The organism is Bradyrhizobium sp. 132, assembly GCF_023074185.1.
Taxonomy (GTDB): Bacteria; Pseudomonadota; Alphaproteobacteria; order Rhizobiales; family Xanthobacteraceae; genus Bradyrhizobium.
Window position 1 is genome coordinate 265590 of sequence record NZ_JADPKY010000132.1, and the last position, 21119, is coordinate 286708.

The 21119-nt window shown below is 63.0% G+C and carries 16 protein-coding genes and 1 pseudogene; 5 read left to right on the plus strand and 12 right to left on the minus strand.

The annotated features are described in order from the left end of the window. Positions 1 to 12 precede the first annotated feature (12 nt). Positions 13 to 1092 carry a Cj0069 family protein gene (locus IVA74_RS29195; RefSeq protein WP_247349924.1) on the minus strand — a complete coding sequence of 360 codons (1080 nt, stop codon included), beginning with the start codon at positions 1090 to 1092 and terminating at the stop codon, positions 13 to 15. A gap of 459 nt (positions 1093 to 1551) precedes the next feature. On the opposite strand from IVA74_RS29195, the gene IVA74_RS29200 reads away from it, so the two are divergent. From IVA74_RS29200 to IVA74_RS29210, 3 genes are read left to right on the plus strand one after another with little or no spacing between them, the layout of a single operon-like run. Beyond that, positions 1552 to 1785, plus strand: a complete 234-nt coding sequence (locus IVA74_RS29200; protein WP_247349925.1) for a hypothetical protein — start codon at positions 1552 to 1554, stop codon at positions 1783 to 1785. A gap of 17 nt (positions 1786 to 1802) precedes the next feature. Next, a complete protein-coding gene (locus tag IVA74_RS29205; protein WP_247349926.1) occupies positions 1803 to 2711 on the plus strand; it encodes a DUF1259 domain-containing protein in 909 nt (302 codons plus the stop codon). A gap of 57 nt (positions 2712 to 2768) precedes the next feature. Continuing rightward, positions 2769 to 3362 (plus strand): hypothetical protein, encoded by a 594-nt coding sequence (locus IVA74_RS29210; RefSeq protein ID WP_247349928.1) that lies wholly within the window; start codon positions 2769 to 2771, stop codon positions 3360 to 3362. A gap of 157 nt (positions 3363 to 3519) precedes the next feature. Here IVA74_RS29210 and IVA74_RS29215 read toward each other — a convergent pair. The 7 genes and pseudogenes from IVA74_RS29215 to IVA74_RS29245 all read right to left on the minus strand — a co-directional run. Beyond that, positions 3520 to 3762, minus strand: a pseudogene (locus tag IVA74_RS29215) (caspase family protein); the annotation flags it as partial. Positions 3763 to 4399: 637 nt separating this feature from the next. Beyond that, positions 4400 to 6046 carry an efflux transporter outer membrane subunit gene (locus tag IVA74_RS29220; RefSeq protein WP_247350260.1) on the minus strand — a complete coding sequence of 549 codons (1647 nt, stop codon included), beginning with the start codon at positions 6044 to 6046 and terminating at the stop codon, positions 4400 to 4402. 63 nt (positions 6047 to 6109) lie between these two features. Next, positions 6110 to 7291, minus strand: coding sequence for a biotin/lipoyl-binding protein (locus IVA74_RS29225; RefSeq protein WP_247349930.1), 1182 nt, complete (start codon positions 7289 to 7291; stop codon positions 6110 to 6112). 346 nt (positions 7292 to 7637) lie between these two features. Then, on the minus strand, positions 7638 to 7874 hold the full coding sequence (locus IVA74_RS29230) for a hypothetical protein (protein ID WP_247349932.1): 237 nt from the start codon (positions 7872 to 7874) through the stop codon (positions 7638 to 7640). 356 nt (positions 7875 to 8230) lie between these two features. Further along, positions 8231 to 8815 (minus strand): DUF1254 domain-containing protein, encoded by a 585-nt coding sequence (locus tag IVA74_RS29235; RefSeq protein ID WP_247349934.1) that lies wholly within the window; start codon positions 8813 to 8815, stop codon positions 8231 to 8233. Continuing rightward, entirely contained in the window at positions 8812 to 9390 is a 579-nt protein-coding gene (locus IVA74_RS29240) for a DUF1214 domain-containing protein (RefSeq protein WP_247349936.1), read from the minus strand. The genes IVA74_RS29235 and IVA74_RS29240 overlap by 4 nt, the downstream gene beginning before the upstream one ends. A 9-nt stretch (positions 9391 to 9399) precedes the next feature. After that, entirely contained in the window at positions 9400 to 11688 is a 2289-nt protein-coding gene (locus IVA74_RS29245; protein ID WP_247349938.1) for a PBP1A family penicillin-binding protein, read from the minus strand. Between the two features lie 294 nt (positions 11689 to 11982). On the opposite strand from IVA74_RS29245, the gene IVA74_RS29250 reads away from it, so the two are divergent. Both IVA74_RS29250 and IVA74_RS29255 read left to right on the plus strand, forming a co-directional pair. Continuing rightward, positions 11983 to 12498, plus strand: coding sequence for a YcgN family cysteine cluster protein (locus tag IVA74_RS29250; RefSeq protein ID WP_247349940.1), 516 nt, complete (start codon positions 11983 to 11985; stop codon positions 12496 to 12498). Positions 12499 to 12653: 155 nt separating this feature from the next. Then, positions 12654 to 14237 carry an MDR family MFS transporter gene (locus IVA74_RS29255; RefSeq protein WP_247349942.1) on the plus strand — a complete coding sequence of 528 codons (1584 nt, stop codon included), beginning with the start codon at positions 12654 to 12656 and terminating at the stop codon, positions 14235 to 14237. 11 nt (positions 14238 to 14248) lie between these two features. Here IVA74_RS29255 and IVA74_RS29260 read toward each other — a convergent pair whose 3' ends face one another. From IVA74_RS29260 to IVA74_RS29275, 4 genes are all read right to left on the minus strand, one after another. Further along, positions 14249 to 15958, minus strand: coding sequence for an alpha/beta-hydrolase family protein (locus IVA74_RS29260; RefSeq protein ID WP_247349944.1), 1710 nt, complete (start codon positions 15956 to 15958; stop codon positions 14249 to 14251). 18 nt (positions 15959 to 15976) lie between these two features. After that, entirely contained in the window at positions 15977 to 18478 is a 2502-nt protein-coding gene (locus tag IVA74_RS29265) for a GAF domain-containing protein (RefSeq protein WP_247349945.1), read from the minus strand. Positions 18479 to 18591: 113 nt separating this feature from the next. Then, entirely contained in the window at positions 18592 to 20247 is a 1656-nt protein-coding gene (locus IVA74_RS29270; RefSeq protein ID WP_256467646.1) for a thiamine pyrophosphate-requiring protein, read from the minus strand. A gap of 195 nt (positions 20248 to 20442) precedes the next feature. Further along, positions 20443 to 20865: a hypothetical protein gene (locus tag IVA74_RS29275; RefSeq protein ID WP_247349947.1), complete on the minus strand. Its 423-nt coding sequence runs from the start codon at positions 20863 to 20865 to the stop codon at positions 20443 to 20445. Positions 20866 to 21119 lie beyond the last annotated feature (254 nt).

Here is a 21119-nt window from a genome sequence, read left to right on the forward strand (position 1 = left end):
GCCCCGGCGTTTCTATTTGGCCGAACCAGCCCTTTGCGTCCGCGAGAGCCGATGTTTTGCCGTTCGCGCGATCGCCGCCGGGGCCTCCTCGGGGATCGCAAAGCATGAGCTCGCGTTGATCTCGCACAGGACGTAGGTGTCGGCACCGGCCGCATCTTTCGGACCGTACAGGAAGTCCGCGTCCCAGATGACCGGGAGCGAGCCGTCGTCGATGTCCAGCGTCTTCATCATTCCCGGGGTCCACTCGTCCTCCATCATCCTTCGCAGCACCTGGAATTGCGGAGCATCGGGTCCGTGCATGACTCGCGGGCCCGGCTGGGCCTCGGGCGAGGTCGCACCTTCCGGCGGCGGCGCGATCAAGGCCTTGATCAGTTGGTGCCCGAAGCCCGCGACCTTCGACCCGCTCATGTAGCAGCGGATCATTCCATCGGGCAGGCGAGGCTGAAACGCCTGGTCGATGATACAGCCGCCCCAGCCGAAATACGGCTCGCATCGGGCGAGGAAGGCGTCGAGCGGCACGTCCTCGGGCTGGCTGCCGCGCTGCGCATGGAGCACCCGAACCATGGCGTCCGCGTTCGAGAGAGCCTCGACCTTCCAGATGCCCTGGCCGCCGTTGCCGCGATTTTGCTTCAGCACGCGCGGGCCGTGCGCAAGGAGGCGCGACGGGAATTCGGCGCGGAAGGATGCCGCGGTGTCATAGCGATGCGTGTCGGCGCCCCAGCCGAGGTGACGCGTGCGGAAGAGCACGTCCTTGACGCCCATTTTCAGGATGACGTCCGGATGCGCGCTCACCCACGATCCCCGCGCCGCAACATCACGGAGCAGGGGATCAAGCTCAGCACGCGTCTTGCCCTGATGGATCGGATCGACCCAGACGAGAACGCCGCTGGTCGCGAGCAATTGATCGCGGACCTCCTCGGCAATGCTTTCGTCGTAGATCACCGGCCGGGCTTCGATGCCGACGGCGGCAAGTGCTTCGAAGACCCGGACGAAGCGGCTGTTTTGCGCCGTCGCATCCTGCCGCGCGGCAGCGTCTCCGCGTGAGAGGATGGCGACGGTATGTTGGTGAGAAGGGTGTCGTTCGGTATCCATGCGCAAGCTCCACGAATGGCGTGCTGCGCAGAGCTTGGACCGAGGCCTCACGGGGAGTCTGCTTCGTCCCCTCGTGAGCGACATTAATGAGGCCATCCGCAAGTTTCAAGACGGTGGTCGGCGCGGTTCCGCTCGGACAGTGAACTCTTCGTGACGCCCGAACACATGACGGTTGACAGCTTCGCGCTCGAGGCTTTCTATTTGCGGGACGGGGAAGTGCGATCTCCTCGCGAGGCGACATGCCCAAGAATCGCGTCCTGATCAGCAAGGGCGCAGCATGTCATCATACATCCGGATTTCATCCCACAGATTGTCTCGACCTGTCGGCACGTTGGCCGCGCCGACGCTCGTCGACATGCGCGTCGATGCCGGCGTCCTGCCGCGCCCCTTGGGCGCCAGATAGGGACAAGCTCGTGAACGGACTTCACCTGGGGCAGGGACACAACCAGGAGAATGAACATGCGAAGGTGCACAATTTTTCACACGGTCCTGCTGTTGGCGCTCGCGGGCGGGCTGTCGCCGGTCCACGCCCTGACCCAGGAGGAGCTGATCGCCAAGATCCAGGCGGCAGGCTACTCGCAGGTGAGCGACGTCAAGTCGACGGCCGAAGGCATCACCGCAAAGGCGGCGAGGAACGGTAAGGCTGTGACGCTCGTCGTCGACAGCAGCGGCCAAATCAAAGAGCGAAACTGAAGGCGAGGAGTAGCACGATGAAAAGAATCATCTGGGCCATGGTCGGCATTGGCATCTGCCTTCTTGCATTTGGTTTCGGCCCCTTCATCCGGGCATACGCCCAAGATGCCGAATGGCAGAAGGTGGACGAGACCCTGGGCCGCAAGCCTGCCGTCTCGGACGACGTCCGCCGTTACGGCTTTCCCCGCAGCGATCTCTCCGTGACGTTGGACGGCGTCACGATCAAGCCGGCGTTGGCGCTGGGCGGCTGGGTCGCATTCAAGCCTGCGCATGGCGGCGCAATGGTCATGGGCGACCTTGTGCTGCTTGAGACCGAGATCAATCCAGTGATGGCGAAGATGATCGCGAGCGGCCTCGAAATCACCGCCGTGCACAATCATCTGCTGCGTGCGAGCCCGGCAACGTTCTACATGCACGTCGCCGGCCATGGCGATCCCGTCAAGCTGGCCTCCGCGATCCGCGATGCGCTCGCCGAAAGCAAGACCCCGCTGACGGTCGCGGCGCCGGCGAACCCGCCACCTGCCGTCGACCTCGACACGGCGAAGCTCGACCGGATCATCGGAGTGAACGGGAAAGCGAATGGCGGCGTCTACCAGTTCAACGTGAAGCGGCGCGACCCGATAACGGAAGACGGCATGTTGTTGACCCCCGTCGCCGCGATGGGCGTCGCAATCGGTATCAATTTCCAGCCGGTTGGCGAAGGCAAGGCGGCCATCACCGGCGACTTCGTGCTGACCAGCGACGAGGTAAACCCGGTCATCCTGGCGCTTCGGACGCACGGCATCGAGGTGACGGCACTGCACAGCCACATGCTGGATGAGCAGCCGCGGCTCTTCTTCATGCATTTCTGGGCGAACGACGATGCCGTCAAGCTTGCTGAAGGTCTCCGTGCGGCGCTCGACAAGACGGCGAGCACGAAGAGCTGAGGCATGGGAAGGCTTGCACTGGCATTTATGCTGGCTTTGTTAGGGGGAGGGAACGCGGTGGCCGAGACCCTGAATTTCGACAATGCTGCTGCCGGAACTTCGCCTGACGGGTGGACTTTCACGATGACCGGCAAGGGAGGACCGAAATGGACCGTCGAGGCCGAGTCCACGGCGCCAAGCAAGCCGAACGTTCTCAAGCAATCCGGACGGGCGACGTTTCCCCTCGCCATCAAGCGCGATACCAACATCCGCGACGGCTTCGTTGAGGTGAAATTCAAGGCCGTCGCCGGGTCCGAGGATCGCGCAGCGGGAGTCATCTGGCGGGCGAAGGATGCCGATAATTATTATGTGGTCCGCGCCAACGCGCTGGAGGACAATGTCGTGCTGTACAAGACGATCAATGGCGTTCGAAGGTCACTTGAGATCGTGGGTCGCAGAGGCGGGTATGGCGTCAGCGCGCCGGTGTCATCCGGGCAATGGCACGTGCTGCGCTGCGACTTCGCGGGAAGTCGGTTCAAGGTGACCTATGACGGACAGCCGTTGTTCGAGGTAGAGGACGCCACGATTGCGCGTGCGGGCATGATCGGCCTGTGGACCAAGGCGGATAGCGTGACCCTGTTCGATGATCTGACATATGGTGAGATCAAATAGGCGTTTGGTCACCTACGCCGGAGATTGCCAAGAATGTTCAATGCCTGTCGGTTGCGACGGCCCTGCTGATTGCGTCGATCTGCCCACTACGGGCGGAAGAAGGTTTGGTCGCGTTCAAATCACTCGATCCGGAACTGGCGCTCGATCTTGCGCACGGTCCACCAAACTCGCGCAGGGCTTTGCGCATCTCGGCAATATTGAGATCGGTCTTGATGTCCACCCAGTCGAAACCGGCCTTTTTGAACATGCCACCGACCAGGGTCGCGTCGTTCACCGGGTTGCCGAGTCTAGGCACGCTCTTGGAGTTGCCGATCACCAGCGCAACGCGCCGCTCAGCATGCGCTGAACCACAAGCCAGCAAGATAACAAAAACCAACGAAAACAGCCGAAAGATGCCCATCGCAGCCCCGAATAGCATGTCCGCAGCGTAGAGGGAGCCTGCCAAAAGGCAAGCTTCTGTATTGTGATAATGATCACATTCAGTGGGCCATGATCGGAAGTGGCGCCTCCATAGTCACGCGATCATTGTCGGTGAGCAAGGTCGGGGGAATAGTGAACTGAGCGCTGGTGCCCGCCGCTGGCTCGCTGAGTCACAGGCACGTCGGTCATCCCTGCACAGCATAACAAGTGAAACGGTTGCAATCCTGGTATATGCCGCGACACTCGAAGGAAGGTATTTGCTTCAAGGACAGGCAGTCGCGATATCGCGCACGACAGATGTTTAGGCATTGCTGTTTAGCGGTGTGTGCCGCCGCGAAGGTGAAAGAGGCGAGATCGGCGTCGCGCGCGTAGGGCGTTCCCGAACCTAATGAGAGAAGCAATGCAAGCAGCACGAAGGCGACGGCAAACGTTCGATTGCTAGAGGTCATGGCTCTGGGTCCTTTCTGGGTTGAAAAACACGGCGAAGTCTGGAGTGTCGCGCATCGGACAGAAATGGCAGGCCAGCGGGAGCGGGACAGGTGTTTTCGCATCGCATCCATCTTCCTGGCTGCTGACGCAATCCCCACGACACGGCCGCCGCGCGGTTCACAGGCCCATCACCATTCGGGAGGCCGGATCGTCGGCCCGATATCCTGAGGACCAGGCAGACCCGGCGCCAGCGGTTGTTGCTCGTTTGCCGGCGGGAGCAAATTTCCCCAGTCCGTCCGTGCACGCATCCGTTCAAGGGTTGCGGCGGTGACGAAGTTGCCACCTTCCCGTATCTGCCATCCGCCACCGAGCGCCCGAAACACCGCGGTCAGTCCAAGCGGAACGTTGGCCGAAGCGCCGGCCAGGCTGTTCTGTGCCTGAAGGAGATTCTGTTCCGCCGTCAGTACGGTGGTAAATGATGTCCCGCCCTGCTCGTATTGCTCAAGTGCGATTTTGAGGGCTCCCTTTGCCGCTTCAACGCTGCGACGCAGATACGCGGCCTGGTTTCGCGATTGTAGATATGTCGCAAGACCGTTGTCCACCTCCTGCTGGGCGCTCAACGCGGTGTTCTGATAGTCGATCAGCAATTGCTGCAGCTTGGCATCCTGCAAACGGATGTTGTTGGTGATTTGCCCGTAGTTCAGAAGATTCCATTGAAACGATGGGCCCGCAGCATACGCCACGCCCTTCCAACTGACGACCTGGCCTAGATTATGGCCATTGGCGGTGCTCGCCGAGCCGCCGAACGTGCCCGTAATACTGATTGCCGGATAGAGTTGCGTCGTGGCGATTCCAATCTGCGCGCTCTGTGCCAAGGCGGCAAGCTCTGCTGCTCGGACGTCCGGTCTCCGGCGCAACAGATCCGCGGGTATACCGACAACGACGGAGGCGGGCGGCAACGGTATCCGGCCGATCGAGCGTGAAAGCATCATGCCGAGCGACTGCGGCGGAACGCCGAGCAGGACGCAGAGCGCATTTTGTCCCTGCTGCAATTGTATCGTCAATTGGGGTATTGCCGCACGGGTCTGCTCGAGGACATTTGTCGCCTGGAAAACATCAAGCTCCGAAGTTCCGCCGCCCGAGAACTTCGCCTTTGCGATACTAAGCGCCTGTTCCTGCCTGCGGACATTGGCCCGTGCGATCCCGATCAACTGCTCTATTGTGCGTATACCGATATAAGTTGCGGTAACATCGGCTAGAAGCGACACCAGAACGCCGTCATAAGTCGCAATCGACGCCAGGTACACGGCATCGGCGGATTCGACTCCACGGCGAAACTTGCCCCAGAAGTCCAACTCCCAAGCCGCCTGTGCGGCCAGGCCATCGGTCCAGAAGTACTGTGGCGTCGCATTTGGACCGGCCAGCGGCGTCGCGGCACTGGTCCGATTGTAAATGACCGACCCCACTCCCTGTTGGACCTGCGGATAGGTTATGCCGATGGCTATTCCCAGCACGGCACGTGCTTGCAGCACCTTGGTCCCCGCGCTCTCCAGCGTCAGATTTTGGTTATACGCAATTTTTATTAGCTGATTGAGCGTCGGATCGCGAAAGCCTTCCCACCAGGGTTCATACTCGAGCGGGCCGGATTTAACCGCGCGATTGCCTGCGCCACGAAATTTTTCGGCAAGCGGAGCGACAGGCGCTGTAAAATCCGGCCCAATCGTACATGCGACGGTTGGCAGGAGAAGCGCAGCCACAAGCAACCCATGAATTGACCAGCCAGCAATAGCGCCGGCATCGTGCGGCCGCCCAAACGTTGCCTGATGCTGAGTCACCAAGATTTTCTCTCCCCACGCGTCGGCCAGACTCGTGTGTATCTCTTGTTGTTGTATTGCACGTCAGGACGGCGGCTTTTCCACAGAGGGCATGACGTACAGCAGCCACTTCTTCATTCGGATCGTGACCTTCGAAATGACGTGCGTGGCCTTGCCCTTCTGCGTATAGATCGCCGCTGATCCGCCTGACCCAAGCGACAGCTTGCGGGCTATGGCATCGTCGCTGAAATTGATCCGCACTGCATAAAGCCCGTCAGATCCGATCCGCGCTGCGTTCGGTATTGTGCCGCTGGTTGTGAATTGACCTCCCCCAGTTGCCGGAATCACGTAGTCCACTTTTCCAAGGAACAGGCGACCCGGATACGGGTTGAGCACCATTTCCACGTCATCGCCGGGCTCGACATTCGAGAGCCAATTCTGCGGAAACACGGCGGCTACGGCCGTATCGGACACGTTGACGAATGTTCCGGCTGCAGCAAGCGGCATCGGCACAAGCATGGTTCCGATCTGCACCTGCCAATTGGTAACATATCCATCGCCTGGCGCCGTCATCTTGCACTGGGCCAAGTTGAACCGCGCGTCATCGAGTTGCGCTTCAACGGCCGGAACGTTGCTTTGAGCCGTTTGCACAACGGCTTCGGCCTGTTGCGCAGAAGCCTCCGCTTGCGCAAGGGCCGCTTCGGCCTGTTGAACGGCGGCTTCCGCCTCCTGACGTTCCTGCGTTGCCTTGGCTACGTTAAGCTGACTAATGGCCGCTTTGTCCGCGCGCTGAATGTTGAGGGCGATTTGCTCCTGGGTCTTTGCAAGTTCGTCAGCAGCCTTCGCTTTTAAGAGACTGGCCTGCGCATTCGGTATGGCCGTCTTTGCGGTCGCGAGCGCAGCTTCGGCTTGCCTTACGTTGGCCTTCGATGCAGCCAACTGCGCCTCGACCTGGTTCACCGTGTACTTGTACGGCGCCGGATCGATTTCCAGCAGCAAGTCACCTTTCTTCACTCGTTGATTTGCCTCGGCGTGGATCACCTTGACTTGCCCTTTGACGTAAGGGACGAGCTGCACCACGTACTGGCTGGTCACCATCTTGTCCGTAATCGGCGCCGACTGCGTCCAGACCACCACGACGCCGCCGATCATGAACACACCTGCGACGATCAAGCCTGCAATCAGATAGGCCGTGGGCTTGAGGCGCAGGACCTTGAACAGTACGAGAACGAGTGCAACGTAGACGATGATCAGGATTGCGATCACGGTCGTGTCTCCCTCTCCACCGAGTGCTGCCGTGAGGCTGCCACGGCGTCACTTTCGACGTTACCCAGCTCAGGGGTGTTCCTTCCAGACCTCAGTCCGAACGGCTTCGTGAACGCCCATACGAAAGCTACCGGCCACAGCAACCCACCAGTCGCGATCCCGACCCAGCTCATGGCATTGATCGCGCTGGCCTGGGGGTGATTCCATTTGCGAGCGAGCTGGCCTGGAAGTTTGCCTAGATTGACGACGATTAGGACGCCAACAAAGATCAGAACAGCGAATACGACAAACGCGAATGCGTCCAATGCACCGAACGAAGAATCCACTGCCAGCACTCCAAGTAGGACTAAGCCATCGGATTCGGCGCAATTACTCGCAGTTCAATCCCGTCGACCGAGCCAGCCGAGGATTGGATTAATACGGGGTGCGCTTTGGTTTCACGAAGGACATGCGCAATCAGAACCATCTTTGAGCCTCGTCGAGGAATGGTCATACCGAACTCCTGCGCTTCGGAAAAAAACCGCAACGTTGAGGAGGCAGCGCTGCGGCCATGCCCGCGGGCCGCAGCAATGATGGAGGACAACCGCCTTCCGGGGCTATGCATTTTCGGCCGACGACATAATTATCGTTCGAGGGCCATGAGCGAACGCTTCAATGTCCGGTTCGGGTCAATGGCTGACATCACCTTGGAGCTGCCCCGGCATGAAAAAACCCGCGGCGGATTTCTCCGCGCGGGTTCTACGAATTCTCGATAGTGCCATTCTGCCAGTGTTTTGCCCGACGTGTCAAAGCTGAACGGCGCGGCGGTCTGCACTGCCGGCTTAGTCCGAGACCGGGTGCTCGGCACGAGCTCAGAATTGCAAATGATTTCAGTGCCCGCGCTACTGTGCATGGGGTTGTTTTTCAGTTTTTATTTTTGCGGTGCCGAAGCGCTGCGCGTCAGCGCCGTCCGCGCGGCGCCTCGGCCTTGGCCGGCTGCTCGGTCTGCGGTCCGCAGCTTGCGGCAGCGAGGGTTGCCTGCGCCTGCTGCATCAGGCCGGGCTCGGGGGCCAAGGCCTTCATCACGATCAGACCGGTGGTAGCAGGGGAATCGATGATCAGGCGGTCGGCGGCGGTGATCTCTTCGTCCTCGGGCAGCTCGTTGTGCTGCGGCTCGGTCATCAGGTCGAGCTCGATCACCTTCTTGCCGGCCGAGCGGTCGTTGATGGCGTAGTAGGCGATTTCGTTGCGGGTGTAGAACGACACCGAGGTGTAGGCTTGGCTGACGGGCACGGTCAGCTTGATCGGTCCGTTCGACAGGTCGTAGCGGCAGATCGCGAGCGCAAAGGCTGGGTCCATGAACGGCATCGGCGAGGTGTTGGGATCGGCGAGGGGAAGCTGCGTGACGGCGTTGAGCTTGGTCATCGGCGTCAGCCGCGAATAGGCGTCCTGGGTCGCGATCCGCGGCAGCGCCAGCACGCTGACCAGATGGACCACGAGGCCTAGCACCACGCCGGTGACGATGGTGAACAGCAGCCGGATCATGAGCAGCCCACCGTCGTGATCGTGGGCATCGGCGCATCGCGCTGGGTGCGCGTGGCAACGCCGACCGGGGTGTCGTAGAGCCGCAGCATCAGCGCATAGCGCTCGATGCCGCCGGTCGGCAGCCAGTTGCCGGCGCGCGAGCGCGAGGCGATGTGGATCTCGAACGAGCCGTCGGACTGGCGCACAATCTCCTGGCTGGTGAAGCCGTAGCGCTGCAGCGAATTGGCGACCAGATGACCCTTGCGGTCGTACAGCGTCAGCGTCCAGAACCGCGCCGGCGGCGTCACCCCGGAGACCACGACATCGCAGCGGCCGTCCAGCCCCTTCTTCTTGTCGTCGGCGGTTGCGGTGAAGGCGACGCCGTCGCCGGTACCGATCGGCAGCTCGCCGTTGCGCACGATGGTGGCGCGCGAATAGGGATCGACGTCGGCAGTGCCGGTGCGCGGGCGCGCGGTCCAGGGGCCGATGGTCAGCGCGCCGATCTCGGTGCCGCGCGTCGTCGTCATCCAGGTCGCGCCGACGCCCACGACGGTTGCGAGCAGAAGGGCCGTCAATGTGATCAGGATCAGCCGCACTTGTTTCGATCAGTTCTTGCGCGGGACGGATGCGTTCGCATTCTCTTCCGCATAGTTCTGCGGGAAGGCGAGCGCGCTCGTCGCCGAGGCGGGCTTGGCCGCCTTGGGGTCGTTGCTGGTTGATTTGGTCGCGGTCTTGGCGGCGTCATCCAAAAGCTTCTCGACACGAACAAGGACGTCGGCGCCGCGCTTGGTCAGCACCGGCGGCGGACCGGGCTTGGTCTCCAGCACCTTCGGTGACGCGTTGGCTTGCGCGTTGGCGATTGGCTCCCGCGGCAGTTTCTGGCCCATGCCGACGCCGGGGATTTCCCGGACCTCGACGCCCTGATGCGCTGCGAGCATGATGTCGTGCCAGGTCTGCGCCGGCAGCGAGCCGCCGGTCATGCGGTTGGTCGGCGAATAGTCGTCATTGCCGTACCAGACCGCGCAGGTGAAGTTGCCGGTGTAGCCGACGAACCAGGCGTCGCGATAAGCATTCGTGGTGCCGGTCTTGCCCGCGGTCGGAATGCCGTCGAGGGCTGCACGGCGCGCAGTGCCTTCGCTGACCACGTGGCTCATCATGCCGGCCATGTCGGCGGCGACGGAGGCGGGGATCGCCTGCCGCGGCTTCGGACCGTCGCGGTCCCAGCGCCAGACCGGATCGCCGGCGCCGGTGCGCACTTCCAGCACGGAATGCGGCGTCACGGCCTTGCCGCGGTTCGGGAACGTCGCATAGGCGACGGCATGCTCGAGCACGGTGACTTCGTCCGAGCCGATCGGCAGCGACGGGGTGTCAGGCAGCGGTGCCTTGAGGCCGAAGCGGCGGGCGACCTCGACGATCTTGGCGCGGCCGATCTTGGCCGGGTTCGGCGCCTTCGGCTGCTCCTTCTGGCCGATCGCGATCGACAGTTTGACAGGCACCACGTTGATCGAGCGCGTGATCGCCTGCGTCAGCGTCACCGCGCCGGAATAAGAATGGCCATAGTTCTGCGGGCACCAATTGCCGATGCAGACCGGGCCGTCGACCACGATCGAATTCGGCGTGAAGCCGTTGAGGAGCGCGGTGGTGTAGACATAAGGCTTGAACGACGAGCCCGGCTGGCGATAGGCGTCGGCGGCGCGGTTGAACTGGCTGGCGCCGTAGTCGCGGCCGCCGACCATGGCGCGGATGCCGCCGTCGAGATCGGAGACGACGGTCGCGGCCTGGGTCGCGTGATAATCGCGGCCGAACTGGCGCAGCTGGTTCTCGACCGCGTCTTCCGCCGCCTTCTGCACATTGGCGTCGATCGCAAGCCGAACCACGAAGACGCGCTCGGTGTAGGATTTCGGGAAGGTGTCGACCAGCTTGCGCATCTCGTCGAAGGCGTAGTCGAGATAATAGTTCGGCGACGCCTCATCGCGGCGGTCGACCGCGAAGGCGGGGTTGCGGCGGGCGCCGAACACCTGGCCCTCGGTCATGAAGCCGGCATCGACGAGGTTGTCGAGCACGACGTTGGCGCGGGCGCGCGCCGCGGGCAGGTTGATGTGGGGCGCGTATTTGGTCGGTGCCTTGAACAGGCCGGCGAGCATCGCGGCTTCGGCAAGCGTCACGTCACGCGCCGACTTGTTGAAGTAGAAATGCGCGGCGCCGTCGACGCCGAAGGTGCCGCCGCCCATATAGGCGCGATCGAGATACAGTTTCAAAATCTCGTTCTTGGTCAGGCGCCATTCCAGCCAGACCGCGAGAAAGGCTTCGTTGACCTTGCGCTCGATGGTGCGCTCGTTGCTCAGGAACAAATTCTTGGCGAGCTGCTGCGTGATCGAGGAGCCGCCCTGGCGGACGCCGCCGGCCTGGGCGTTGGTGACGAGCGCGCGCCCGGTGCCGGCGATGTCGATGCCGAAATGCTCGTAGAAGCGGCGGTCTTCGGTCGCGAGCGTCGCCTTGATCAGCACGTCCGGAAAATCTTCCAGCGGGATCGAGTCGTTATGCTTGATGCCGCGGCTGCCGATCGGATTGCCGTAGCGGTCGAGGAAGGACACCGCGAGGTCGGACTTCTTCAGCCAGTCCTCGTCCGCAGTTTCGCGGAAGGCGGGAATGGCGAGCGTGAGCATCACGACCAGGCCGCCGAGTCCGATGGTCGCAGCCTCCGACAGCGGCTCGATGAACACCCAGCGCTTCCACCGCCCGACATAGAAGCGATCCATGAAGGTCGAGTAGCGCTCGTAGAGCTCGCGGATGCCCTTGGCCGAGGAGAACAGCGAGGAGTCGATGCGCGCATCGAGGTCCAGGAAGAAATTCCGGACTTTCTGCTTCCAATGCGATGGTATGATCTGGCGCACCTAGAACCCTTGAGGCTTGGTTCGAAAGCGTTCAAGCACCCGGCCGGGGCGGCATCGAGACGTCTTGCGGGAGTGTTGCGGCAAACCCAAGGCGCCCGGCTAGCGCCTCGGGGGACTTGCTGTTCCTTCTAGCCGAGCAGGGCCTATAAACCAATGGTCACGCTCGCGATTTTGAATAACAGGCCTAATTGACCCCGGTTCATTACGGGCCTCACGCTGGCGTTGCTTGCAGCCCCGCGGCCGCACGCCCTAGATGACATGAACCGTAGCTCTTTCGAACTTTTGTTGAGGCCCATGACCGCAGCTCCCAAACGACCTTCAGGCCAGGAAGGATTCTTCTGGAAAACCAAGACGTTGGAACAGATGTCGGAGCCGGAATGGGAAAGCCTGTGCGACGGCTGCGGCCGCTGCTGCCTGAACAAGCTCGAGGAAGAGGGCACCGGCGACATCTATTTCACCCATGTCGGCTGCAAGCTGCTCGATGGGGCGACCTGCGGCTGCAAGGACTACCCGAATCGTTCCGACAAGGTTCCTGACTGTGTTCGCCTGACCCCCGCCAATGTCCGCACCCTGAACTGGCTGCCGCCGAGCTGCGGCTACAAGCTCGTTGCCGAAGGGCGCGACCTCTATTGGTGGCATCCGCTCGTGTCAGGCGATCCGAACACGGTGCATGAGGCCGGCGTCTCCGTACGCGGCCGGGTCGAGGGCAGCGAGGAGCAGATCCCGGACGACGAGCTCGAGAACCACATCGTGCAATGGCCGGCGCAACTGCCGAAGCGGGCGCGCCTGAAGCGACGTCCGAAGGACTGATCCGGCGGGGATTCGGATCACGTCTTCGGGAAGACCGTGAGGTGGGATGCACCCATGCGCCGCGGTGCCTGCCTGAGAAGAACTTTGCTGTCTACACTGGGCTGCATAGAACGAATCCTTCGCGGCGTTGCGCCGCCTCATGGCTTCCGATCGAGATGAACAAGTTCGAGCGGCAGAGCAGTTCTGCCGACATCCAGACATTGCCCGACGACATCGCCGAGGAATTGTCCCGCCTGCCGTCCGAGGTCTTGAGCGTTGATGACGCTCCGTCACTGGCGCCGCCGGCGCCGCTGTCACAGGACGAAGTCCGCACCATCGTCATCAGCCTGATGCTGACGATGTTTTTGGCTGCGCTCGATCAGACCATCGTCGCCACCGCGCTTCCGACCATCGGACGCCAGTTCCACGACGTCTCCAATCTCTCCTGGGTCATCACCGCCTATCTGCTCGCCTCGACCGCGGTTGCGCCGGTGTTCGGGTCGCTGAGCGACATCTACGGCCGCCGCGTCATGATCATCATCTCGCTCAGCCTGTTCGTCGCGGGCTCCGTGCTGTGCGCGATCGCGCCGAACCTGCCGATGCTGATTCTTGCGCGCGGTCTTCAGGGACTGGGTGGCGGCGGCATCATGCCTGTCGTGCAGACCGTGATCTCCGACGTCGTGAGCCCACGCGAGCGCGGCCAGTACCAGGCCTATTTCTCCAGCGTCTGGATGGTGGGCGGCATTCTCGGCCCGGTCATCGGCGGCGTGTTCGCCGAGCATCTGCACTGGTCGATGATCTTCTGGATCAATGTGCCGCTCGCGGCCGCGGCGATCGCGCTGCTGCTGCCGAGGATGAAGAAGATCCCGGTGTTCCACCGCAAGCGCAAGGTCGACTGGCTCGGCGGCGTGTTGTTGATGGCCTCCGCCGTCGTCTTCATGCTGGTGCTGACCTGGGGCGGCACGCGCTTCCCGTGGCTCTCGCCGACCGTGCTTGCGATGGTGGGCGGCGCCGTCGCGCTCGCGGTCACCTTCGTGTGGCATGCGCGTCGTGCGGACGAGCCGTTCCTGCCGCTGCCGCTGCTAGGAGGATCGGTTGTCCCGTTCGGGCTGGCTGCCGGCGGTTGCGCGCTCGGTGCGATCACGGGCCTCACGGTGCAGCTCCCGCTCTATTACGAGGCGGTCTATCACCTCAGCGCCAGCGAAGCGGGCCTTGCGCTGATTCCACTCGCGGCAGTCTCGACCATCGGTGCGGCCGTCGCTGGCCGCACCATGGCGCGTGCCAAGCACTACAAGCGCGTCGCCATCGTCGGCACGTCCTGGGCTGCGCTGTGCGGCCTCGGCCTCACCTTGACGACGCTGCCGCTATGGGCACTGCTGACGCTGATGGCTGCGTTTGCGCTTGGCCTCGGCACCACCTTTCCGGTCTGCGTGGTCTCGGTGCAGAATTCGGTCTCGCGTCCACAGGTGGGCACCATCACCGGCGCATTGAACTTCTTCCGCTCGCTGATGTCCTCGTTCACGGTCGCGGCGTTCGCGGCCATCCTGCTCATCGCGCTCGGTGCCGACATTCCGCTCGCTGGCGAGCATCACGTCGCGGGGAGCGTCGCAATCCCGGCCGACGACATGCGCCACGCGTTCCGCTACGTTTTCGGCGCCGCGACGGCGCTGATGACCGGCGCCGCCCTCTGCCTGATCATGATGGAAGAGCGGCCGCTGGCCGGCCCCACCGTCGCCCAGCAGGTCGAGATGGCGGAGTAGGGATTAGCCACCTAGCCACCGCGATCGTCGTAGGGATCGTCTCCGGCGTCGCCCTCACTCGTCTTCCGCGCCTTCGCCGCAAGCTGCTCTTTAAGCCGCGCCAGTGCGTCGGCGGACCAATCACGGACTTCGGTGACCGCGACCCAGGCATCGACGTAATGCTCGGGCGCGTAGACATGGCCAAAGCCCATCGGCGTGCCGTTTGCGACCGCCATGTCGAGGGCGAGCTGCAGCATCGTGACGATGGGATACCAGCGCAGTTCCGGCGACACGTCCGGCCCACGCGGTGCGCTCATCCAGGCCGGGGCCCGATAGGCGTCGCGGTAGGCGAAGAACGTGATCGCGTCACTGGCATATTGCAGATAGACGATCCGCATCGGACCCCAGGGCGCGTCAACCGGCACCGTCGGTCCATTTTGATTCATGAAGCGCACGAAGCGGCTGTCGCGAAATTGCGGCAGCCATGCCGGCGAGCCCGGATTGCGGTTCGCGGTGACCGAGCGCCAGATGCGGCTCTCGAACGGTGGCCCGCTCCAGAGCGCGCCGGCGATGGGATCGCCGATCGTCTCGAACAGTTCTGCCGATTTCTCCGAGTTCATGGCGCCAAGGCTAAGCCCATGCAAATACAGCTTCGGCCGTTTTTCTTTCGGCAGCGTCGTCCAATAGCCGTAGATTTCCGCAAACAGCGCGCGCGCAGCCTCCGCGCCGTATTCTGGCTGAAACAGCAGTGACAGCGGGCTATTGAGATAGGAGTATTGCATTGCGACGCTTGCGACATCGCCATGGTGGAGATATTCGACGGTATCGATTGCGGACGGATCGATCCAGCCGGTGCCGGTCGGCGTGATGACGATCAGGATTTTGCGGTCGAAGCCGTGCTGCCGCTTGAGCTCGTCGAGCGCAAGCCTGGCGCGCGCCTGCGCGGTGTCGCGGCTGCCGAGGCCCACATAGACGCGCAGAGGGTCCTGCGCAGGCCTTCCCGTGATTGCACCGATGTCTGTTGCGGTCGGACCTGAGGCGATGAATCGGCGGCCGGTACGCCCGAGCTCTCTCCAATTTACCAGCGATGCCGCGCCTCCTGTTCGACCGGGATCGGTCGGCTGCGGCCGCTCGGGCTCGTGCAAGGCGTCGAGTTCACGGAAGGACGAATCAAGCGCGTTGAACGCCATGCGGACCAGGATGTTGCTGGCGATCGCCCAGAACAGCAGGCCTGCAACGAGCACGCCGATGACGTTCGCGATCCTCCGCGGCATGAGGCGCCGTTTGCGTGCGGCAAGGAAGCGGGCGACAAGCACAAACAGCCGCCCCAGCGCCAGCAGCACCGCGAACGTGACTATGGCAATGACGCAGACCTTGAGTGGATGCGCGGTCTCGACCGGGGCCATCTTCATCACACTGCGGATCGAATTCTGCCATTCGGTTGTGCGCCAGAGGAAGACGATGACGAGGAGCAGGCAGCCGACTGCCGCCAGCGCATTCGCAATTGTTCGTGCGCGCGCCGACGGTTCGGGCAATTCGAGATAGTGCCACAGCCGGCGCCACAGGACGCCGGCGAGGTAGCCGATCGCGAAGCAGCCGCCGGCAAGCGCACCTTGCGTGAGATAGCTGCGCGGGATCAGCGTTGGCGTGAGCGCGGCCGCGAAGAACAGCGCGCCCAGAATGAGGCCGACGCCGGACAGCGAGAGCAGTTGCCGCCGAAAGAACCACGCGAGACCCTTCAAGACACCCTCCCGGTAACGCTATCCCTTGTTGTTCTCCGCAAAGCGGCTCTTGCGCGGCAGCAGAATCCTGAACTCCGTGAACGCGCCGGGCTCGGTCGCGACGTCGATCGTGCCGCCGTGCTGCTTTACCACGATGTCGTGGCTCATCGACAATCCGAGGCCGGTGCCTTCGCCGGCCGGCTTGGTGGTGAAGAACGGATTGAACATCTTCTCCTTCACCTCGTGCGGGATGCCGGTGCCGTTGTCGCGGATGCGGATCTCGATGCTGTCGCCGCGATCGCGCGTCGTCGCGGTCACGATCGGGTCGTAGTCGCCGGCGCCATTATCCGCCTTGCGCTTGGCGACCGCGTAAAAACCGTTCGAGATCAAGTTCAGCAGCACCCGGGTGATCTCCTGCGGAAACACTTCCGCTTGCCCGGCCGCGGGATCGAGCTCGCGCTTCAGCGTCACGTCGAACTGCGGCTTCTCGGCGCGGGCGCCGTGATAGGCGAGGTTGAGGCTCTCTTCGACCAGCGCGTTGATGTCGCTCAGCCGATGCTCGCCGCCGCCCTCGCGGGAATGCAGCAGCATGTTCTTGACGATAGAATCGGCGCGCGTTCCGTGCTGAACGATTTTCGCGAGGTTGTCCTTCAGAAGCCCGGTCAGCTCGTCGACTTCGCTACGGACGTCGTCCGCGAGCGGGACAGGCGCGAGCGCCTCGTTCAGCTCGTCGGTCAGCTCGGCGGAGAGCGACGCGAAATTGTTGACGAAGTTGAGCGGGTTCTTGATCTCGTGCGCGATGCCGGCAGTGAGCTGGCCGAGCGAGGCCAGCTTCTCGGTCTGGACCAGCCGGTCTTGGGCGGCGCGCAAATCGTCGAGCGATTTGGCGAGCTCCCTGGTGCGGTCCTGCACCTCGTTGAACAGCCGCGTGTTCTCGATGGCGATCACGGCCTGGTCGGCAAAGGTCTTGAGCAAGGCGATCGCCTTGTCCGGGAAAGGACCGGCCTCCGGCCTCGTCACGCCGATAGTGCCGATCGCAACGCCGTCGCGCAGCATCGGGATCACGAGGATGCTGCGATAACCTCTGGTCCGCGCCAGTTCCCTCATGGCGTCCGTGAGGTCGGGCTCGTTCTGCATGTCGCTTCGGAATGCGAACTCTCCGCTCGTCGCCACCCGGCTGTGAATGCCGGATGCCGACAGCGGCGCGGGGAACGAGCTGAGCAGATCCGCGTTGCCGGCCTCAACGTCAGTGGTAAAGGCCGCCAGATGCAGCAGGCCGTCGATGACGCGGGTGACAGTGGAGGAATGTCCGCCGATCAGCGTCTTGGCGCTGTCGGAGATCGCCTGGAACACCGGCGTCACGTCCGCGGGCGAGGCCGCGATCACCTTGAGGATGTCGGCGGTCGCGGTCTGCCGTTCCAGCGCTTCCCTCGTGGCGTTGAACAAGCTGACATTCTTGATCGCGATCACCGCCTGGTCGGCGAAGGTCTGCAGCAGCCGCACATGATGCTCGCCGAAAGCGCCCGTCGCTCGCCGCGTGGCAATGATGATTCCAATGGCCTCGCCGTCGCTCATCAAGGGTGCGAACAGCATGCTGCGGTAGCCGCGGGCGCGCGCGATGTCGCGGGCCGCCGGTTCGAGCTCGGTGTCGGGCAATTGCGCCGCCGCACCATGGGCCACGAGCTGGTAGGGCGGGAACTGCGCGAAGGGCACCGGGAACGAGGACTGGAGCACGCGATCGCCGGCCGGATCGGTCGGCGTGAAAGCCGCAAGGTGCGCGGCGCCGTCGATATAGCGCAGCACCGCGGTGGAGAAGCCGCCGATCAGCCGGTTGGCGTTGGCGGCGATGGCGTCGAACACCGGCTGTACGTCGGACGGTGAAGCGGCCATCACTTTCAAAATGTCGGCGCTGGTGGTCTGGCGCTCCAGCGTCTCGCGCGTCTCGTTGAACAGGCGCGCATTCTCGATCGCGATCACGGCCTGGTCGGCAAAGGTCTGGAGCAGCTGCACGAGGTCGGCCGCGAACGCGCCGGGCTCGGCGCGCGTGACGCTGATCATGCCGACCGGGGCACCCCGGTTCATCAGCGGCATGAACAACACGCTGCGGAAGCCACGCAGCCGTGCAAGGCTCCGGTTCAGCTCCGGGACGTCCGCAGCTTCGCTATCTGGAAACTGGATCGTCTCGCCGCCACGCACCAGGGCGAAGGTTGGAAAGTCGGCAATCTTGCGCGGGAACGAGGCCTTGAGCCCTTCGTCCGCCTCGGGGCTCGTTGGTGTAAACGCCACGAGGTGCAGCTCGTCGCCGATGAATTGAAGCACGGTGGCGGAGAAGCCGCCGAGCAAATGCCTGGAGCTGGACGCAATCGCCTCGAAGACCGGCCGGGCATCGGACGGAGAGGCCGCGATGGTGCGCAAGATCCCGGCGCTGGCGCGCTGACGATCGCGCGCAGTCGCAAGCTCGCTGCGAAGCTGCGCGTTTTCGGCTGAGGCCGATTGTAACAGGCGCTCGAGTTCCTCGATGTCGTTGGTAGGGCTGGTCATTCGCAATCCGGCTTGATGCAGCGACATGCGCGGCACCAGGGCGGATTATCACATCTCCTGCGGCCGGAGCCAGCGCCCGCCCCAGTGAGTTTGTCGCCAAAACACGGCCCGCTTCACGTGCCCGGCCGCGACACCTCGGTCTCCTTGCTGGTGATGAACTCCAGCAGCACCGGAACGCCTTCCCGCGTCTTCTGGATGCCACGCTTGATCGCAGGAATGATGTCCTCAGGCCTCGTCACCCGCTCGCCATAGCCGCCGAAGGCGCGCGCCATCGCGGCGTAGTCGCCGGAAATGTCGGTCGAACGAAATTTTTCGGTCGAGATCGGCATCACCTTCAATTCGATCGCCATCGAAAAATTATTCAGGAGGATCGACATGATCGGGATGCGCTCGCGCACTGCGGTCTCGAAATCCATGCCGGTGAAGCCGATCGCCGCGTCGCCCCAGACATTGATGCAGAGCTTGTCGGGCTTTGCGAGCTTGGCGCCCATTGCCAGCCCAAGGCCGTAGCCGAGCTGCGTCGTCTTGCCCCAGCCGAGATAGGTGAGGGGCTCGACCGACTTCCAGAACGGCGAGAGCTGGTCGCGCGGGCTGCCGGCATCGTGGGTGATGATGGTGTTGCTGACGTCGACGGTGTGTTGCAGGTCCCACAGCACGCGATAGGGGCTCAAGGGCGCGTCATTGCTGGTGAGCTTCGGCATCCATTTCGCCAGCCACGCCTCGTGCGAGGCCGCGATTTCGGCTACGACCGCCGATGCGTCGCGATCCGCGGTGACGGTCCTGCCGATCTCTTCTAGCAGCGCGTCGAGCACGAGCCCAGCATCGCCGACTAGGCCGATCCTGGCTTCCACGTCCTTGTTGAGATGGTTCGGATCGAGCGTCGAATGGATGATGGTCTTGCCCTTCGGCATCGCGATGCCGAAATTAGTTTCGGTGAAGGAGCACCCGATACCGAGGATGACGTCGGCCTCGGCGAGGAATTTTGGCACCGCGCGCGGCACGGCAAGGCCGCCGGAGCCGAGCGAGAGCGGATGGGTTTCCGGGAACGACGATTTGCCCCCGAGGCTGGTGGTGACGGGAATGGCGAGCCGCTCGGCGAGCCGTTTCAGTTGCGCCCATGCCTGGGCGTAATGCACGCCTTGGCCGGCATAGATCACCGGGCGCTTGGCGTTGACGAGCAGCGCGGCAGCTTCCTTCACATGAACGGGATCGGCGCCATAGCGGGTGCGCAGCACCGGCGTGTAGTTCAGCGGCTCCGGCACCTCCTCGTTCCACATGTCAGCAGGAATTTCGACGATGACGGGACCACCGCGGCCGTTCTTTAGTTTCGTGAACGCGCGGCGAAAAATATTGGCGACCTCGGCGGCCAGGATGATCGGCTCGGATGATTTCGAAAATGGCTTCATCGCCTCGCTGGAACTGAAGTTCGGCTCGATATGCGCAAGCCGGCGCTGATAGCCCATTGGCAGCACCAGCACGGGAACGGATTCGCCGTAGCATTGCGCGACGCCGCCCATCGCGTTCTCTGCACCGGGGCCATGCTGCATGCAGAACGCGCCGATGCTGCGTCCCGAGGTCACCCGCGAGATCGCATCCGCCATGTGGATGCCGACGCGCTCCTGCCGTACCATCACCGGGCGGATATCGGCCTTCGCCGCATGCTCGATCAAATGGTTGACGGGATAGCCGCAGAGGATCTCGATCCCCTCGCGCTTCATGATTTCCGCAATCGCGGTGCCGAGCTTCATGGCGTCTCTCTCCCTGGGCAGGCCGGTTGATCCGGCTGATTAGGGATAGAGGATCAGGAATCGGGGAGAGGGTAAAGCGCGAGCGGATGAGAGCCGCGGTAGATCAGCTATGCAGCGAGCTGCCGTAGCCGGATGGAGCGCAGCGCAATTCGGGGGCCATTCCACCCGGATAGATCGGAGCCGAATTTCGCTGCGCTCCATCCGGACTACGACCGCTTACTTGCAGCTTTGGCAGATCATCAGCTTGCGTTTCAACGCCTCGTCTTCTTGATCGATCAATTGCTCAGCCGCGCCGCCTTTAGGACCCTGATCGGCCCTGGAGCGCTTTGCAGTGTGTGACCTCACAGGCGGGACTACTTGACTCGAGATGTCATTGTCGTCGCCGGCGCCTGCGCTGAAGCCATCGTAGTCGGCGGCCGGGTTCGGCGCCGATGGAAGCCCGCCGATCACCGGCGGCGAAGCCTCTCTGATGGATGCTGCCGGCGGAGGTCTGGAATTTTTGGCGCCAACATGCGGCGGCGATGCATTGGGCGGAACAAGGGAAACTGGAGGGGTGACCGAAGTCTGCCCTCTCGCGCCGTCCTGCGACCAGACGCCGACAAAGATGAGGGTGAAAGCCAAGAGCATCACGCTTCTCATCCGCATCCTTCAAGCAGCTGTGGTTCGTCGATCGACGGTGCGAAGGGTATCAGGACTCACATGGTCGTCAAAGCGCCGCAGCCCGAATTTCGCTGCCGGGAATATGGTTCACAAAGAGTGACCGGCCCGCCCGCACAGGGCCAGGCGCGGTGAGTGTCAAAGAGGAATTTAACGCTTGCGCCTTAACTTGCGCTCGCCATGAGTGACCAAATCGTCCACAGCGAGGTTCAACCGTTTTCGGCGCGTGCGGCGCT